Origin of the sequence: Ruminococcus sp. YE282 (genome assembly GCA_900101355.1) — a bacterium.
Lineage (GTDB): Bacteria > Bacillota > Clostridia > Oscillospirales > Acutalibacteraceae > Ruminococcoides > Ruminococcoides bromii_A.
In genome coordinates, this window is sequence record FMUV01000001.1 from 133,806 (window position 1) to 151,869 (window position 18,064).

The window sequence follows — 18,064 nt, forward strand, 5'->3', positions numbered from 1 at the left end:
TTAATTACTCAGTCGCATCAGCAACACAAACCTTAACTTCAAAAGCAGCCTCGGTTAGTCTAATGCCAGTTTTGGTAACAGTGAAATACACGCCGCTGCCGGGAGCAGACTCCGCAACAGCCAGTTTGCCATCGTTACCAACAGTTAAAATATCTTCTTCCTCAATATCTGCAACGGTTTTGCCAGAAGCATATGTAACGTGTTTGCCATCAACAATCAGTTTCAAGCCTTCGATACTCTTAACGTCAATTCCTCTTAGGTATTCGCCAGCAGGAATAGTAATATCGTCAACATAAGAATCATCGCCATTGATGATGTTCATAATAAGATAAAGAGTTCCTTCGTAAGTAAGGAAAGTATAATTTGCTACTGCGCTTTCAGAAGTGATAGTAGGGTCATTCTTGGCAGCGATGCCAGCACCCAAAGTTGCAAATTTAATCATTTGTCATCTTCCTTTCTATTTGTAAATTAAGCAAAAATATCGACATCTTCCTCAACAGCAGGAGTATTAACTTCTACTGCGGCAAAAATGTCCTCAACTTGTGTTTTAGCCGCGTTCTGTTCGGCAACCTTTTTGTCGGTTTCTGCCTTCGCGGTTTTACCAATGCCCTCGTAAATCTTGCTAACAACGGAATTGATTTCAACGTTTTCAGGGTCAGCAGTAAAGGCTTCGATTTCAGCCTTTGCATATTCTTTCTCTGTGTCAGAGAACTTAGCAATCGCAGCGTTCATTTCGCCGATAAGCTCCTTAGCCTTTGCTTCGCCAAGAGCCTTATCAAGAGCTTCTTTGGCAGCCCAAAGTTCAGAATACTTCTGATTCAGCTCTTTGTAATCAGATTCCCACTTTTCGATAGCTGCGTGTAACTCGTCAACAGTGGCTTGCAATTCGTTCTTTTCAACGATAGCAGCATCAGTAGCGGCATTAGCATCAGCAACCTTTTTATCGCAATCTTCTTTGCATTGGTTGATTTCAACCTCTGCATTTGTATATGCAGAAACGGTCTGCTCGACAAGAGCTTTAATTTCAGCTTCGGTCATAGTCGTTTCCTCCTTGTTTTGTGAATTTAATTCCAATAACTTAGCTGCGGAATCACTTGGTTTTATGCCAATTAGCGCATATCCACTGTGAATGAATTTCATCGGGATTCTTCCTAAATCTTTGTAACCATACTTATAAACAATTCTGTCCTCATCTTCCGCCCGCATAATTTCCACGCTGCCCTGTGGATAAATGCCTTGCGCAATATCTTCGTCAAGTTTGTCACAGAAATTCTTATAACAACTGGAATCTATCTCTCCTTCGCCGATACAAGCCAAAATCGTTTCACCGTTTTCATCTTCAATTTCTTGGATATAACCTTTGGTGAATCTACCGATTGTGGTCGCGTTTTCAAAGATAGGTACTCCATCTTCGATTTCAGTCATTCCGTGTCCGCAAATTTCAGTTCTATCCTCGTCTAAAAACTCACAACGCAGAAACATACCCTCAATACTGCCTAATGCTTGTTCACAATATTCTCTTATCCAAGTGATACCATTTAGGTTATACTCAGTACCCACTTCGTTTTCTTCGTCAATGCAGCTATCGGGTTGAATCTTATACAACACGAGTTTGAATTTGCGCCGACCATTTTGACCTTTCTTTTTAGACTCGCTAAAAATCTCAAATGTTTTCATTCATCTTCACCGCCTTTCTTTGGAATTTTGTATATATGAAAAAGGTAATAAAATTTACCTTTTATCAACAAAAAAAAGCACCCATTGGGTGCATTACTTTTTATCGGAAGGTGACGGCATATTATTGCCGTTGTTTCCTTGTGATTTAATTGTATTTTCAGTAGGATTATCGGTTTCTGGTCTACCACCCTTATTATCTGTTTTTGATAACGTAAAACTTGTTTGGTGCGGAGGATATTTTTCCGCAAACTTTTCTTCTTTTTCGTGGTCTAACAATGCCGTAAATACTTCTTCTGATAATCCGCAAGCCGCCGCCCAAGCGGTTATTGAACCATTGCCTTGTAAATATAAATCCTTAAAATCAGCAACTTTTTGCTTTTGATTTACACAAGTAATAGGCAAATAGTTCACTTCTGCTTTATTATTTCTATCTTTAATAATATTTTCAGCAATACATTTATTTAATTCATTGGCTATTTGCTCAACCCATTGGCAAACTTGTCTTGTAATCAATTCAAGGTTCTGCTCTTGCGCGGCATAACTACCACTGCCAACACCATTTAATAAAGCTCCCGCGACACCAAGTCCGAGAGACATTCTGTCATTTAAGTTTTCTTCATTTTTACTATCAAAAATATTAGTATTACTTGTGTCAAGCATATTGATTTTTGTGCCAGCAGCAACAGAAACAACCGTTGAACCACTCTTATTCTGTTTAGTCAAAATAGCGTTTTTAACGGTTCTGTGCTGATTCTCTTGCTGTTTGGTTGTCAATGCGCTTGTACCCTTTTCCTTACCTTCCGGAAATGTTTGATAAAATACTTTATTATTGATTTCATCAAGTACGCCACGTTTTGTAGCAATAAAATAATCATTATATAAAATGTCATTGATTGCAGCTAATACAAGTGGTCTACCATACGGCTCACTCATTTCACTGCGTATTTTATGAACAAGTGTATTCTTTACGTTTAACACGACCCAATTACCATTTTCCTTAAATCCTTGTTTGTCTCTTTCGTAATAAGCATCTCGGATTTCTTTGGGGAACTTTCTTAATTTGCGCTCAACAGGTTCATTGGAATTAAGTAGAAAATAATCCAAATTAAAAGCTATTTGATAATAATTATTTCGTCTATGTATAATCCGAGTGAAATCAGTTGGCAATGGAATAATTGATGCTTTAATTTCTGCATCGTTAATTTCGACAATAGAAGAAATGTCAAAATCATTGTAGTATTTTTGATTACTTATCGGTCTTTGCGCCGTTTCAAAATAATAAAAGGCAATTCCGTCTACCATACCACGCCATAAAGCATCTCTAATAAATTCCTTGTCTTTAATCATTTTCAACGTTGAGTTCATTGCTTCCTGATTTTTCTTTTTCTTAGATTTACTTTTTCCGCTTGTAGAAATAACCTTGTCCAATGTCAACATTGCAGTAAGGTAATCTACGGTATGAGTATAAGTGCCATTTGTGTTGTATAACATACGCGCAATTTCACGGAGTTCTTTATTATGCCCCATTGGGTCACGTATCATCGCCATAAGTTGTTTGGTATCATATAACTCCAATATATCCAAACCAAAATAATAGTAAGACAATGATTGGCTTGTTGAATATGAATTAAATTCAGCAACGGGGGCGGTAGAAGATATCTCTATGCTATTTGTTTCAACAGGCTTTGAATTATTATATGGTCTATTGTTTTGATAGTATCTTTTCTTTTTGTTCGACATTTTCTACCTCCTTTCTAATTAACAAAAACGCCCACTTCATATTCTTGAATATTATTCATTAAATCTTTTTCAAGTTGTGTGAAAAACATATCCCCGTAAGAAACGCTGGTATATCTATCTTTGCGATTTTTACCTTGTTCGTGCACAACAATCACGCCAGTTTGTTCTTTTCTCTCATAAAGAAGGCTTGTAGTTTCACTTATAAGTGCTTGCGTTTCTAAATATGGAGATTCGTAAAATGCTTGCATTTCTCCATCTTCGGCTTCTAAGTATTCCTTAATGTTTGGCAGAATATCCTCTTTTGCCTTTTCAAAAGTTACAGGCAAATCAATTCTCTGCGCTTGCAATGTTCCTTTGAAATTCTGAGCAATATCACTGTTTAATTTTTGAGTTGCATTTACAGCATAAATACACTCTTTTGCTCCTTCTACATAGGTCATTGCTTTATATTCATCATTATTCATACAAGCTAAAGGGGAATATTCTTTCCCACGTTCTTCGTCATACATAACCTTTGATAACAAAGAAAGAATTGTTATACCGCCATTTCTTGTGTCCAATACTATGAAATCTGCGCCGAAATCTTCATATAATTGTCTTATTCTCAATGCTTGCTTTGTAACATCTCCACCTTGCATTGAATCAATATATGAAACCACTCTACGATAACCGTTATCAATAGTGATAGATTCTTGATTTTCTCTATGGATAGTCGTGGCTTCCGGTAAACCTCTCATACAAGTAAAAATAGAATTATCGTTATTTTTATTTGTAACAAAAGCTATATCGCAGGATATTATTCTTACCTCATTCTTTTGTTTTGGAATATCATAAGGATTTTTCTTTCCCATCCTAAAATCAATTAAAGTGCGTGGATAGAAAGGATGCTTATTTACTTGATTTTGGCTTAGTAACTTATATGAGAAATAAGCTGATTGGTTATCTTTTAAGCGACAATTCTTAAACTCTAATAACCAAGTAAGCCTATCTTGTTTTTTCTTCTCTTTTAATAAATCTTCGCGCTTTTTAATGCCAAAATACAGAGCGACGGTTTCATCAAAGGCTAACAGGCAAGATGGTTTTCCATTAAGCATATCATCAAATGCCATATCAACTATTTCCCACATCCAAGTATCTTCTCCGCCATTATCAAAATAGCTTGAACTAATATATATATCCGTTGCATCCTCTTGCAACTCAGCTACTTTTGAGTAGAATGGTGTAGATAGATAGGGAGTAGGTCTAATAAATTTGAACGGCGAAAGAACACTATCATCAATCCATTTTGGAATTTGACGACATTCCTCTCTTACTATGTCCGTGGCTCTATATCCGCGTGCAGCATCGGAGGCTACAACGACGTTTATTTTGCTTCCGTTATAAAAGATTACTTCAACATTGTTGTTATTTGTAATAATCTTTTTTATCTCTCGTTTAAGCACCGGCGACCAAGAACATAATTCCTTTTCAATTTTCTCCGACACCAGTAATTTTGCCTGATTTTTCGTTCCCGAACAAAGCACAATACTTGACTGAGGATAAAGAATAGCCTTACAACAAGCGTAAATCGCAATAACAAATGATTTAGCACTCGCGCGGCTTGCGATACAAACAAATGTATTATTAACCCCCATCAAGTAAAGCATTATCACCTGATACAACTTTAGTGATAGTCCGAGATAGTCAGTAGCAAACCTATGCAGATTTCTCCGCCAAAAAGTTACCCACAATAAAAAATGCCCCAAGAAATTCGCATCGCCCAAAAGCGTTGTACTTGGGAAATTCTGAGATAACATTTTCTGTTTCTCATCTGCGTGTTCGTAGAGTTTTTTCATTACGCGCGGGTCAATCGTAACTACCGTCTGTTTCTTGGCGGTCTTTGTCGTACTAATCATCTTCATCACCGTCTTGTATTGAATATTCTTCGTCCTGCTCGTTCGTGCCGAACTGTAAGTTTTTCAATGGGCGCGTGAAGAAACGTTTAATTATCTCGCCAATTCCGTCAAAGTCTTTATATAACTTTTGGTCTTTGTAAAACTCTGAAGGAGTATATTTTTCAATAGTCGCAATAGAAACCCCTGTAACAAAATCCTTGCTTTCAGTAGTGTCCTTAACGGTTTTTAATCCCGCCTCTTTGAACGTTCTAAGGTATAATTCAGACATATCCTTATATGTCTTTATATCGCCTTCCCGCAAAGATTTCATTTGTTTCATATAGGTATAACACAACGTCGTAATAAATATTTCTTGGTTACTATCGCAATTCGGGTTTGAATTTTTGAGGAATTTATAGTGAGAGTTCAGGATTGAGTAATCCATAAGGTCAAATCCGACTCCCCACTTTTCCAAATCTTTAGGGTTAATCTTTTCATCGGGTGCTTCTTCTTGTACATTGTCATATTCGTCAACGATAGCTACACGTTTACCTTTTACTTTCTTCCTGTCTCCCGACAATTCAAAAATGCCATCGTTCAAAGAATCCTCAAAAGTTTTCCCGCGATATTGTGTCATATTTAATTTTCTGAAATAGTTTCCAATAACTGTTTCGTTGTTGGTATCGCAACTATCGAACATATCCTCATTAAAATATATATCAAATAACATACACATTCTCTGCATAGCCATTTTGTTGCTTTTATATAGATTTCCGTATTCCCAAAATTTGTGGGAGAAACAATCCTTGCAAATCGGCAACATAGAATCTGTATATAAATTGCTATATGTTTTATAATATTTATTTAGTGCCAGCGGTTTACCGCAAGCGCAGCAAACCCGCTTTTCGTTTTGCTTCGGCATATTTGCCGCACCTCCATCTCAACTAATTTCTGCAATTTTAACTAAAAAGAGCCACCCAAACGGGTAGCTCCGATTTAATCATCTACATTATCATATTGGTTCAATATGTAACTGAAATAATCCAAAGCAGCACCTATTGCTTGAACTGCAAGCCTGCGTTCGCAGTTTGAACAATCTTCGCAACATTCGCCGCAATCTTCGTCATCTTCTTCAAAGAAATCATAAATTTCGTCGTCCTCATCGAAATCGTAAAGACCGTCAAATTCGTCATCAAGAAGAACGCTATATATATCATCGTCGTCATCTTCGTAAACGATTTCATACTGTTCGCAATTATTACCGAGCGCAATTTTATTTGAAACATCACCATCAAATAACATAATGTCTGTTTCCGCACTCAGCATTTTGCCCTCATCCATAAAAACAGGAACAATACTTAACACAAATTCGTTAGTAAGAGTAACATAATACTCTTTTTCATAATCTCCGTGGATAAAGATAACGCCAGTTTTAGTTTCATCATAATCAATAAGCCATTGCCACAATTCTTTCGCGCCTTCCTCAAAAACAACTGCGGTAATGGTCTTTCCGCCCTCGGCAACATCGTACATATGGCAACCGAGGTCTATAATGCTATCAAAAGTTTTTTCTTTCATTTTCTTATCCTCACTTTTCAGCAATAATATTTTTTATTGTATCGCTTACCTTACACCTAACAACTTTTGTTGCGGGGAATAATTCAATTTGATTTGTCGCGGGATTTCTCGCCTTTCTCGCGGCGCGGTCTCTAACTTCCATACTTAGGAAGCCTTTCCACAAAATTCGCTTTTCCTCAATCAGTGCATCGGTAAATATGTCAACGAGCGTATCGCAGACTTCCGAATATTTTTGCGTAGTTTCCTCGGTAATATTTCCGTCAATTCGCTCGGCTAATTGTTTAACAATCTCATTCTTTCCCATTTTTCTCTCTCCTTCTAATCAAGTGGAATATCGCATAATGCTTTCACTCTATGTTTTTCTGTAACCACAGTAACGGTTTGCTCTGGTGTGCCGACAAGTCTTGAGTCTATTGTGTAACTATCCATTCCGTCAACACAACCGCTCTGAATAACCTTAACATCGTCTATGGTTTCCATCGAATTTGTGTGTCTATGTCCTAAATAACACATATCCGGCAGCGGCAATTTAGCCTTCCGCGCAAAATTAGTCATATGATAAACCACATTTTTGACGGTATCTTTGTCGCCGTGCGTGGCATAAACCATATGTCCTCTAACCATAAAAGTAGCTATATCGCAATCAAGATAATTACTGACAAATTCAACATTCTCAACGTTTTTCAAGTCTTTCCCGCAAATGTAGGGAACTAATAAATCAAAATTCTCGCCTTTTATGGTTTCTTCTTTACTCGCGGTTGAGCGTGAATGATTTCCTGCGGTTGTATGTACTTCGACTTTATTAAAGACTTTACTCAGTTCATAAATGAAGTCGCTTATCAAATCTGTAACGACCATAATCTGAGTAATAATATTTTCTTTGGCTTCAATCCGCGCATTTAAGTGGATGATGCCGCTAATATTGTCGCCGCCCAAAATCAGGTAAGCATTTTCCGACTGATACATTCTTTGGATTTCAATAATCTCATCGAGATATTTTTGTAAACGCTCTTTCAAGATTTCAGTATTAAACTGATTCATTGGCGAATTGATATTAACTCCGCAATGAATGTCCGTTAAATGAATAATCAGGTCGTTATCGCCCTTCCGCGCAGTTGGCGGCTGATAGTCAAATCTAATCGGGCGGTATTCTTCAATGGCACGTTTTACAATATCAAACATTGATTCGCGACGAGCTTGTTCGCGGAGTGACTTGTTATAAGCTGTGCGCTCGTCGAATAATTGTTGCTTTGCTTTTCTGACCTCTTGCTTGGCTTCTCTTAATTCCTCGATGTACTGCTCTTGCGAAAAATCCTTAAACACGCCAGATTCATAAAAACACTTTGCTTGTTGATATGGTTTCCTATATGCCGCTTCACTACGATAATCTGAAATATCATCTCTAAATTCTTTATTCATAATATCGGCAATATCGTCCCAACTATATTCAACTAATCCATTGTCTTTGGCTTGTCCAAGTCGCCATAAATAACTCTGTTCGTTTTCATCCTCAAATCTTCTAAACAATCTCTTTCCACCTTTCTTGAAGTTTAGCGGAAAGAATATCCGCAAACCTATAAAATTTCATCCATATCACAATCTTGACCGACTATGTAATCCACAACACCAATATCTTTGCCTTCTTTGGGTAGGAAATACCATTCTCTCCGATAATTATTGTCGAAGCTATCCCCCGAAATCGCGGATTGTGCAATAACATAATCTTTGGTCATCTTCTCGATTTGATTAATTGAAAAATCTAAATAGTCTTTCACTTTTGCTGTGCTGTTAGCATCTGAACTTTGCCCGTCGTGCAATAGAAATTCACTGTGCGGGAAACTAAATCTCTTATGACCCGCCATAAAAACTAATAAAGCCATAGAGAAACACATTCCCAAATTGATTGTATAAACGGGCGTTTTTGATAATTTGATACAGTCAATGAGTGAAAAACCGTCAATTACTGAACCGCCGGGGCTATTTATATACAGCCTTATCGGTTCTCTATCTTCAATGTCAATATCTCTATCTAAACGATTGCAACGCATAATTTGATATACAATTACGTCAACCGCGCTTTCGTTTATTTCAGAATTAAGATAAATCCTTCTATCAAGATTATCTTCCATTATGAATTTATCGTTATAATCATAAGAAAACGATTCTTCTATATCTCGCATTTCTTCAATATTCTCAACCATAATGTATCTCCTATAAATGTATCATCATTCCCTTAAAGGATTGAATGACACGATATGTTTTATCATTTTTTGATATTTCTTCTTCTAATTTCTCAGCCAAACACTTTTTAGCATCTGCCGCGCCGTGTACCAAAACCAATTTGTTTGTATTCAGCGAACTTCCGTATTCCACCAAATCGTTGAAACTTGCGTGGCTACTGAAAGTCGTGAGATTTATACAATCCGCGCGGTTTGGCACTTGTTCGCCATTTATCTTAATGAACTTGTTATCACGATAATTCTTAATCCGATAAGACAAGTAAGATGGGTTATCGCCTGTGTAACCAGAAAAGATAACCATTGAGTTTGGGTCGCGTAAATATCTTTTCAAATATCCGACAATTCTGCCGTTCGTGCAAAATCCAGAAGAAGAAATAATTATCTTTGGCATACGGTTTGCAATAACATTGTTGGATTCGTCTTTATCTTCAATGAAATGCACATTCTCCCATTCAAAAACTTCCCGCCATTTTTCAGCGTTATCTCCATCGAGCAATCGTGAATACATTCTTGATATTTCACAACTCAACATTGAATCAATAAAAATAGGCGTACAGAAATTCTTCTGTGCGCCATAAATTTCGTATAATGTTGTAAGTAATTCTTGTGTGCGGCTAAAACTGAAACAGGGGAGAAGTACCGTACCTTTGCGCTCGATAACTGTATTTATCGCGGACTCAAGCAATTTGATGTCATATGAGCGTTTCTTTTTGGTTTGCCGTTTAGCCAATCCGTAGGTACTCTCTAAAAGACAAACATCTATGTGCCGGCTCGGAATTTCAGTATTCGTAACATAATGATTTTTGGATTTTAATGCTCCGATGTCTGACGTATATAAAACTCTTTTCGTTGAATTTTTGTCGCGGAGTGTTAGTAACAACTGAGCCGCGCCAAGACAATGAGAATTTCTTAACCATTGAAAACTTACATTGTCGTTCAAAACATAATCTTTGTTATATTCGTTATATACCTCAACCAATTCCAATGCTTTGTAAACATCTTCTTCTTCGTATAGAGGCTTATAATCTCGCTTGTATTTTCGAGATAAAATCCGTGCTTCTTCTTTAAGTATTGCACAGGAGTTTAATAACATTGGTTTTAGCAATTCCGCAGTTTCTTTTGTGGCTATAATTTTACCACGAAAACCCTCGCGGACTAATCTACCTATGCAACCTGAGTGGTCGATATGAATATGATTTAGGAAAACAAAATCAATTTCTGAGGGTTTGAACTGATATTTCGCGGAATTTGCTCGATATGATTCTATGTAATCGTTAGATTGAAATAATCCACATTCAAGCAAGCATTGGGTATGTCCGAATTTAATAAGATACTGAGAACCCGTTACATCCTCGGATGCCTTTCCCGTGAAGAATATGCCATTTGATTTTAGTTTCTTTTTAGCCATATACGCTCCTTATGTGAGTTTTTTGGCTATGTCTACATATTTGTCCTCTAAGTATCTTCTGTGGCGGGTACGATAAAATCCTACGATGTCGCCGTTTTGTTTAACATAACCTCTTGTTGAATTGCGGATAACACCTTTTTCAATTAGTGCTTCCATTTCCTTTTTTGTTATTTCTTTCAATTTTGGTGTAACCACCTTTTGTAAATTTAGCTTTCGCTATGTTTGGAGCTGAAACCGAGAGTCGGACTCGGATTAGTAGGTTACAAATCTACGGTACTACCATTATACTATTTCAGCATATTACCCTTGCGGGTATTAAGCGGCATTTCGATAATATGATGAATGTCGCGGGATATTATATTTATCGCACCATTTACGAACCGCATTGTCTGTTACTCCATATATTTTACCGACACTTACAAAAGAATTTTTTGATAGTAAATCAATTAATTCTTTCTTACTTGGTATATATTGAATTAATTGTTTGTTATAACAATCAGGACATAATAGTGTTTTGCATTTTCCACTTAATTTTTTACCACACTGCAAACACGCATAATCTCTTTTTACTCTAATAGAAACATCTTTATTTTCTTCTTGCCTTTGTGCAAAAGATTTTTTATTGTTTTTTATTGCAGTTTGCCTAATCGGGTATTGTTTATTGTCATCTTTCCAAGTATTTCCAACATTTATTTGAGAGATTGTATTAAAATGCAGTGAATACTTTTTTGCAATTTCATTTTCAGTTAAAATGTTTTCTTCTAAATCAACAATTATTTTATTAACAGTATCTTGATTTAATTTTTTATAGTATAGCATATCGCCTCCAGCAGTGAGATTATAACCATTTGGATATTTGGTGTTATATTTAGCAATATAATATATTTCTTTTTCTTTTAATTCTTCTTTTTTATATCCTTCGATAACCTCAAAATTAAAATTGTTAAATCCAAAATAGTTAAGCATATGATGAAAGTAAGAATTTTCTGTTGATTTACCAGTATCTCTTTTGACATCACTCTTATTTTTTATGTTGATTATATCTTCTTTTTATATTTGTACTTTGTCCAATATAAGATTCACCTGTTATTTTGTTCGTAAATTTGTATATTCCTATCATAATAAAACTTCCTTTCTGCAAAAAGATATAAAAAAACAAAGTTAGTAATTGTTGTTGCAGCAACAAAAAGAGAGCGACTCTCTGTCCTAACTTTGTATTTTGACAAATGTATTCGATTGTGAACAAAAAACTTTCGATTTCTAAAAACAATAGAAACAAACGATGTTTAATAAAATATCAAATCAGTATAACTCTACCAACTGAGCTACACGAGAATATATGGCGGCTCTATGGGGACTCGAACCCTAAACTCCGCCGTGACAGGGCGGTGCTTTAACCAGTTAAACTATAAAGCCATATGGTGGGCAGGAAAGGATTTGAACCTTTGAATCGTTGCCGAAACAGTTTTACAGACTGCTTGCTTTGACCAGACTTGCATACCTACCCATATGGTAGCGGATGCCGGAGTTGAACCGTGCGCCACTCGATTGAAAGCCGAGTATCTTGACCGCTTGACTAATCCGCCATTTGATTGAACTATTATGCAAAATATGTAAATCGCGGGAATTGCACAATCAATTACATCTACTCATACAACGATTAAATTGTAAAAGCAGATAGTTAGTCTTTTTTATAATGTAGATAATGTAGAAGGATGATTGTGTTTAGCCGCGTTGTTTTAAGATGCGCCGACGCAGCTTTTGCCGCGCCAACGCCAATTCTGAAAGAGAAAGATAAAGAAATGAGAGTATAAGTGGGTTATCCCCCACTCATATAAATAAAAGGATTCGTTTGTGTAAATTGCACAAAATACCCTGTAAACCCTCTAAAATAGGGCGTTTTTGTTGTGAAAAATGCACAAATTTCTTTGATTTCTCTCATATTTGCGCTATGAACAAATTTTATGCCTATACCGATATTTACGCTCTTTGTCGATTCTTTTTCTTTCATTGCGATGGCAAGTTTCACAACGAATTTGACGTGAGTGCGCCGATATAACATATTCTTTGCCACAATCAATACATTTTTGAATTTTGTATCTCTGCAATTTATAGGTTGAACAATAATCGCAATACTTTCTCGTTCTGTTCTTATTGTTCATAATAAATGAACCACACTTTTCGCACTTTGATACATTTTGATTACCCACATATTCTTCTAAGAGTAAATATATATTTTCATCTATCGTAAAAGAAGAAATTGTTTTATAAACATCGCAAGCACTTTCGTTAGCACAATAAGGAATACGGTAACGATTCCCATAAATCTCTATGTAACCATCATCCTCTAATTGCTTTATTAAATTCTGTCGTTCTTGCTTTTTAACTGATACCTTACCTAATTTACATATTGCAGAATTATTAAATTCAATGTAGTCGCAATTATTGTTTGACTTTAGTTTATAATAAATTAATGTTCCAAATGCAATCTTTTTTATTTTTTTATTCTTTATCCCGCAAATATAATTTAGCTCCGACTCGTACAAAGTAAACTTTGTATTACCTATAAAATCAACGATTTGAGATTCTGATAAACCATATATTTGGTCAATTAATTCTTGCATAAAAATATTTCTTCTGACATTATTTGTTAAAAATTTTTCTTTTGCCTTTTTGCTTATTTCAATCAAAATATCTTTAGCTATTGATTTAGAAAATCCATTTAACCGTAAATACATACAATAATACTTCAACTTGAAAAGTGTCCGACCTTGCGCCTTAACAAAATCTCTATTAATTTCTGAAATATATTTTTTAGGATTATATATTTCTGGGTGCTTTTTGAAGTTGCCAGGAGCAACAGCAGAACCAACGGCAATTCCTTCTCCGCCAGTTGCGAGATTATAATACATATCATCATCAATGGCGTTGCGCTTTTTAATTTCTTCTATTTCCAAATTAAACGCTTCTTCCTCTGAATCACAATGATGCAATATTTCTCTGCGAAAACTATTTCTGCCATATTTTGATATTGCTTTAGCAATTAGCACTCCACTACCTAAATAATTGTCATCTTCGATACTTTTATCGGTTGAATGTTTTCCAATATATTTCTTGCCATTCACTAAATTGGTAGTTAAATATACATAATGGTTCATTTCTTTTGTTTTTCCCTTTGATTTCTTCTATATTCACGGTAATACTTCCTTTTATACTCCAAATTACAAGTATCACATCTACAAGTACAGTTATCTTTGGAATTTACCTCAAACTCTTTGCCGCAATCAATACATTTAATGATTTTTACGAGCATTGGATTATATGATTTACAATTATTACAATATTTTTTATTACCATATTTATTCCCGCGAGTTAAAATCCCGCACTCAGCACATCGAATAAAATTGCCGCCCTTGTATTTCAAATACTCATATCCAAGTTCACGGAAGTCAGATACCAATAGCTTCTGTTCGCCCTCATTGTCGATGAATGTCACTCTCACACTGTTGTTTGCGTTTCGCAGCGGCAATTCAAGAAAACCATTATCGGTTAATTCACCGATACATAATTCACGGTCAAATCGTTTAGAGGAAACCCGCGCCATTTTGAAAATATCCTTTGTGCTTTCATTTACCCAGCCGTCACTATTCGGGTTTCTTAACTGCCCAAGTTTGGCAAGACATAAGATTGTAAACATAACCCGCTCTTTTTCAGGATTATCAAGCGTAGCTATTTTTTCAAGCTCAGATTCCGTGATACTAACTCCCGCGAGTTCAAGTAACTCATACCTGTTTACATTCCTAACAATTTTATCTATGGTTTCCTCCCAAGTGAGTTTATCGTTTTGATAGCCAAAATAATTTTTCTGCATAAACTCATTTAGCAGTTTATTGATTTTGCTTTTCTTATATCCCAAACAGTGATAATAATACTTCGCAATCATAGATAATGTGAAAAACGGTTTTTCGCCGACATCGCCACTTTCAAGGTGTTCGATAGCATAATCTTTCTCATTTAATACAATCATTCTTCGTCACCTCCTTGTAAATGGCTTTCTTTTTCATTTAGAGGGGGCGTAGAGGCACATTTTTTTGTAAAACTACCCTCGGTAATGAAATTATATTCCTCAGTACCTTTTCTCGGTTTATGCCCACTTTTATAGGGGTATAAAGGGCAAGTCTTAATATCGCACAGTTTTACCTCTGTTGGACTATCACAACAACAGTCAAGACACTTGGCGCGGATTGCCCTCATCGGGGTCAATTTTCCCATAATCCACCTCCAATTCTTTCATTGTAAACTGCCGACCACAATATTCAAACTCACCCTCGCCGGAAACCACTTGCGGGAAGTGAATTACATTATCATTTCTCTGTAACAGATTTTTGATAATAACATCGCCGCATACATCCCAAGCAAACTTCTTTGAATTTTCACTTTGATAGCATAAATCCAAAACGATATTACACATTTCTTCTTCACTCGGACAAATCTCAAAGCATTGCTTTCTGAAATGATTTATCATAATCATATAGTCCGCGAACTCCTGCTCTGAGGAAACCTTGCGCTCGGTTAGATTTTTCATATGGTTTTTGGTTTTGGCTTTATAATCATTAAAAATCTTTGAGATTCCTACATAGTCTGATTTGCTATATTCAGTTTTACTTTTCAAAATCGTATAATCAAACGGCTTTTGAGTTATTTTAATCATATATTCGCTGATATTAGATAAGCAATCTCTAAACGAATCCTCAAAAAACCAACAGATACGATTTATTGTCGAGTCGCCGCAATCAACAGGGGAGAGTTTGTCGTAGAATTTTATGAAGTCCGACATCTCAGGCGATTGCGCGGGATAGTTACGAATATCGTCTACGCACTTTATTCCATACTTACCATATTTGCGGATTGCTGAGTTATTATTGTTCTTAACGTATTTGTTGTATTCCGATTTGAGCTTGGGATAAACATAGCACATAAAGTAGGGTTTCTTTGTCGCGGCAATTCGCTCGTTGATTGTTTTCCAATCAATAACCTCTTGTGTATCATTTTCTTTTATTTTTAAGCTGCGCATTGAATACCAATACTCTGGCATAGACTTTGCAATAATTCCTTTGCATTTATCAATACAACACTGCTGAAAATGCTGCCCACATCTAATCCTGTATGTCAACATTTCGTATTCAACAGAATCTTTTGGAAATCTATCACGTACAACCGTCATTGCTGTAACGTGGTTTGTAACTTCGCCTATTTCATCACTAAACGCAAGTTTGTTGGCAGCAATAATATCTTCCTCTGAGGCAATAACCTTTTCTGCTCGTTTTTGTAAACAAATAATTGTAGGAAGATTATCGGTATTATCCAAAAGAACTCTATTATCCGTACAGAAGAAACTATCTCCGTCAAAATCGCACCCATTTTCCGCCTCTGCCGTAGAATCCCAATCATTGATAATGCAAGCCGTCTGAATATATCTAAACCAATAAGCAACAATATCTGATTTTACAAGTTTTAATTTCCTTATGTTGGAACTTTGACTCATTGGAGCGCGAAAACAAGCGATTTCCTCCGCTCCTTTATCAATCCAATATTTGTGATAAACTTCTCCTGCCTTTAGTAATCCTGTAATCTCCAAACCAAAGATAGATTGCAATAAGGCATAAGGGTCTCCGCTAACCATAGCGAAATTTGCATTAATGCGAATTGCTCCGCGTTCGCCCATTTCAATCCGCTTGCGAATCATACTGTATATCTTTCTACGGATGAATGGGTCGTTAATCATATCTGATTCAATCATTAACGCTTTAACATAACTCTCAGTATCTTTTGTGAAACAATTATCCTCAGTTAAACTAAATCCCGCGAGAAATGCTAAACTCTTTCTGTAATCCAAACCAATAACAGACTTTATTTCATCAACCGTCGGCTGACACAACTCTTTGATTTCCTCATCTGTGAATTGATAGGATTGCAAAAACTGATAGTTTGTATCTCTTACGTTTTCAAGCTCTTGAGGCGTGGTTTTAGTTACTGCAAACTCATAATTGTTTTTTTGACAATTCTCAAAGTAATCTTCCCAACTGTCATATGAATCCCACAACTTTAACATAGATTCCGTAAGGATAACATCTGCTTCGCGGACATCGCGCTTTTGCCCCCAAACATCTATGATTTCGTATGTGCCGGCAATTTTTTCCGCAAACTCCACAAAATCCATAGTATAAAGCATCCCTTTAGTCCAAGCGTATCTAACAGTCATACCCGACAGGGTATCTTCACACCCTGTCAGGTAGCCGTTTACTTCGCGGGAGTATGAGGGAGACATTAACCCAAACCCATCCGAGCCGTTGTGTTCAATTTCATAATCTTTCTCAAACGTCAGTTTTGGTTCTCCGTCACCGCTATCATCAATCACATAAACATCCTCTTTGAATTTCGTTATGCAATCCTTAACCACAATGAAACCTTTTGGCATTGGCAGCGGAATTGAGCCAGAACAGATAAGGGCTTGATATGCTTCGAGCTTGGCGGGAACAAGCTTCATATCCATTTTCCTGCCGTTATCTAATTTGCTTTTTATCTTGTCGTATAGAAGTTCATTGACATAGACAATAGTTGAGTTTTTGATACCGCCATTTGTGCCGAGCAAGCGGCGGTATTTTACTGTATGATTGTTTTCGTATGTAATTGAAAATCCTTGATTGGCGCGGTCGTAATCCTTTTTGGAGTTCATAACCACACAAACATAATCTTGTTGGAATTGAAGATGATATAGAGTGTTATAGTAATTGCCAATCAATCGTTTGTTTTCAATGCTTTTGGGTTTCTTCTTGATATTGCGGATTCTTCTTTGTAAGTTATAGATTTTCTCACTTACGTTTTCCGCGCCGTTGATTTCATCTATAAATCTCAGACATTGACTATCGTTCAGAGCCACAATAACGCTTGGACATTCTTTCCACGCGGTTTCAAGCGGGAGGTTAAGTTTCCACTTGTTCCGCTTCAACATTTTGCTCTCTATTTTGTATATGAGCTTATGTGGGCTTTTTTGCTCCACTCACATACCTCCCTCGCGGAGTTTAATTCCGTTCCGTCTTGTTTGTAACATTTGATTAATAGATAACCCTGCCGTTCGCCTTGAGGCAAAGTCTTGGTTAATTCAATATCATAAAATCCATCGCCGGGAGAAACGTTGCCCAACTTCCAAACAAGCTCGTCCTCGGCATACAAGTTCATTTGAAAGTAGCAGTTGTTTTCTCGCGGGTTATAAAGATTAACCTTCTGTTCTTTTTGGTTGGCAATAAAAATCATTTCTTTTATGCCGGGAACAGCGATGGCAGGTTTATTATCAACTGTTGGTTTTGATACTTCTTGCTCTCCGTTCCAAGTAACAGCGGCATCATCAGGATTTAGATTTTGCGCCGGCTGTTCGTTCCCGCATTTAGAAAACAATAGGATAACTAAAACCAAACAGGCGATTAGTAAGATAACCACAATGGGTATAAGTTTGTTCTTTTTCTTAATATCAATATTAAACATTTGTG

General features: G+C 36.3%; 17 protein-coding genes and 4 tRNA genes. All 21 read right to left on the reverse strand.

What is annotated here, in order from left to right:
* Positions 1 to 4 precede the first annotated feature (4 nt).
* The 21 genes from BLP46_RS00665 to BLP46_RS00755 all read right to left on the reverse strand — a co-directional run bounded on the left by BLP46_RS00665 (position 5) and on the right by BLP46_RS00755 (position 18,059).
* Positions 5 to 442, reverse strand: coding sequence for a hypothetical protein (locus BLP46_RS00665; protein WP_092974073.1), 438 nt, complete (start codon positions 440 to 442; stop codon positions 5 to 7).
* Between the two features lie 26 nt (positions 443 to 468).
* Positions 469 to 1,677, reverse strand: coding sequence for a hypothetical protein (locus BLP46_RS00670; protein WP_092974076.1), 1,209 nt, complete (start codon positions 1,675 to 1,677; stop codon positions 469 to 471).
* A gap of 93 nt (positions 1,678 to 1,770) precedes the next feature.
* Positions 1,771 to 3,417 (reverse strand): hypothetical protein, encoded by a 1,647-nt coding sequence (locus BLP46_RS00675; RefSeq protein ID WP_092974079.1) that lies wholly within the window; start codon positions 3,415 to 3,417, stop codon positions 1,771 to 1,773.
* Between the two features lie 14 nt (positions 3,418 to 3,431).
* Positions 3,432 to 5,312: a hypothetical protein gene (locus BLP46_RS00680; RefSeq protein ID WP_318259386.1), complete on the reverse strand. Its 1,881-nt coding sequence runs from the start codon at positions 5,310 to 5,312 to the stop codon at positions 3,432 to 3,434.
* Positions 5,305 to 6,213: a YonG family phage-derived protein gene (locus tag BLP46_RS00685; RefSeq protein ID WP_092974082.1), complete on the reverse strand. Its 909-nt coding sequence runs from the start codon at positions 6,211 to 6,213 to the stop codon at positions 5,305 to 5,307. The genes BLP46_RS00680 and BLP46_RS00685 overlap by 8 nt, the downstream gene beginning before the upstream one ends.
* A 74-nt stretch (positions 6,214 to 6,287) precedes the next feature.
* A complete protein-coding gene (locus BLP46_RS00690; RefSeq protein WP_092974085.1) occupies positions 6,288 to 6,869 on the reverse strand; it encodes a hypothetical protein in 582 nt (193 codons plus the stop codon).
* A 10-nt stretch (positions 6,870 to 6,879) separates the two neighbouring features.
* A complete protein-coding gene (locus BLP46_RS00695; protein WP_092974088.1) occupies positions 6,880 to 7,173 on the reverse strand; it encodes an HU family DNA-binding protein in 294 nt (97 codons plus the stop codon).
* Positions 7,174 to 7,187: 14 nt separating this feature from the next.
* Positions 7,188 to 8,396 carry a metallophosphoesterase family protein gene (locus tag BLP46_RS00700; RefSeq protein WP_092974091.1) on the reverse strand — a complete coding sequence of 403 codons (1,209 nt, stop codon included), beginning with the start codon at positions 8,394 to 8,396 and terminating at the stop codon, positions 7,188 to 7,190.
* Positions 8,397 to 8,443: 47 nt separating this feature from the next.
* Positions 8,444 to 9,070, reverse strand: a complete 627-nt coding sequence (locus tag BLP46_RS00705) for an ATP-dependent Clp protease proteolytic subunit (RefSeq protein ID WP_092974094.1) — start codon at positions 9,068 to 9,070, stop codon at positions 8,444 to 8,446.
* A 10-nt stretch (positions 9,071 to 9,080) separates the two neighbouring features.
* A complete protein-coding gene (locus BLP46_RS00710) occupies positions 9,081 to 10,517 on the reverse strand; it encodes an MBL fold metallo-hydrolase (RefSeq protein ID WP_092974097.1) in 1,437 nt (478 codons plus the stop codon).
* A gap of 9 nt (positions 10,518 to 10,526) precedes the next feature.
* Positions 10,527 to 10,697 (reverse strand): hypothetical protein, encoded by a 171-nt coding sequence (locus BLP46_RS12875; protein WP_167669127.1) that lies wholly within the window; start codon positions 10,695 to 10,697, stop codon positions 10,527 to 10,529.
* A gap of 43 nt (positions 10,698 to 10,740) precedes the next feature.
* Positions 10,741 to 10,814, reverse strand: a tRNA-Thr gene (locus BLP46_RS00715).
* 18 nt (positions 10,815 to 10,832) lie between these two features.
* Positions 10,833 to 11,483, reverse strand: coding sequence for a hypothetical protein (locus tag BLP46_RS00720; RefSeq protein WP_092974100.1), 651 nt, complete (start codon positions 11,481 to 11,483; stop codon positions 10,833 to 10,835).
* A 55-nt stretch (positions 11,484 to 11,538) separates the two neighbouring features.
* Positions 11,539 to 11,637, reverse strand: a complete 99-nt coding sequence (locus BLP46_RS13465; RefSeq protein ID WP_143000418.1) for a GIY-YIG nuclease family protein — start codon at positions 11,635 to 11,637, stop codon at positions 11,539 to 11,541.
* A 220-nt stretch (positions 11,638 to 11,857) separates the two neighbouring features.
* A tRNA-Asp gene (locus tag BLP46_RS00725) sits at positions 11,858 to 11,933 on the reverse strand.
* 3 nt (positions 11,934 to 11,936) lie between these two features.
* Positions 11,937 to 12,024: transfer RNA gene (locus BLP46_RS00730), tRNA-Tyr, on the reverse strand.
* A 3-nt stretch (positions 12,025 to 12,027) separates the two neighbouring features.
* A tRNA-Glu gene (locus tag BLP46_RS00735) sits at positions 12,028 to 12,103 on the reverse strand.
* A 363-nt stretch (positions 12,104 to 12,466) separates the two neighbouring features.
* Positions 12,467 to 13,675 carry a GIY-YIG nuclease family protein gene (locus tag BLP46_RS00740; protein ID WP_092974103.1) on the reverse strand — a complete coding sequence of 403 codons (1,209 nt, stop codon included), beginning with the start codon at positions 13,673 to 13,675 and terminating at the stop codon, positions 12,467 to 12,469.
* Complete coding sequence (locus tag BLP46_RS00745) at positions 13,672 to 14,544, reverse strand: hypothetical protein (RefSeq protein WP_092974105.1); 873 nt, start codon at positions 14,542 to 14,544, stop codon at positions 13,672 to 13,674. Before BLP46_RS00745 ends, BLP46_RS00740 begins: the two co-directional genes overlap by 4 nt.
* Positions 14,545 to 14,742: 198 nt before the next feature.
* Positions 14,743 to 17,577, reverse strand: coding sequence for a hypothetical protein (locus BLP46_RS00750; protein ID WP_092974108.1), 2,835 nt, complete (start codon positions 17,575 to 17,577; stop codon positions 14,743 to 14,745).
* A complete protein-coding gene (locus BLP46_RS00755) occupies positions 17,538 to 18,059 on the reverse strand; it encodes a hypothetical protein (protein ID WP_143000420.1) in 522 nt (173 codons plus the stop codon). Before BLP46_RS00755 ends, BLP46_RS00750 begins: the two co-directional genes overlap by 40 nt.
* Positions 18,060 to 18,064: the final 5 nt, after the last annotated feature.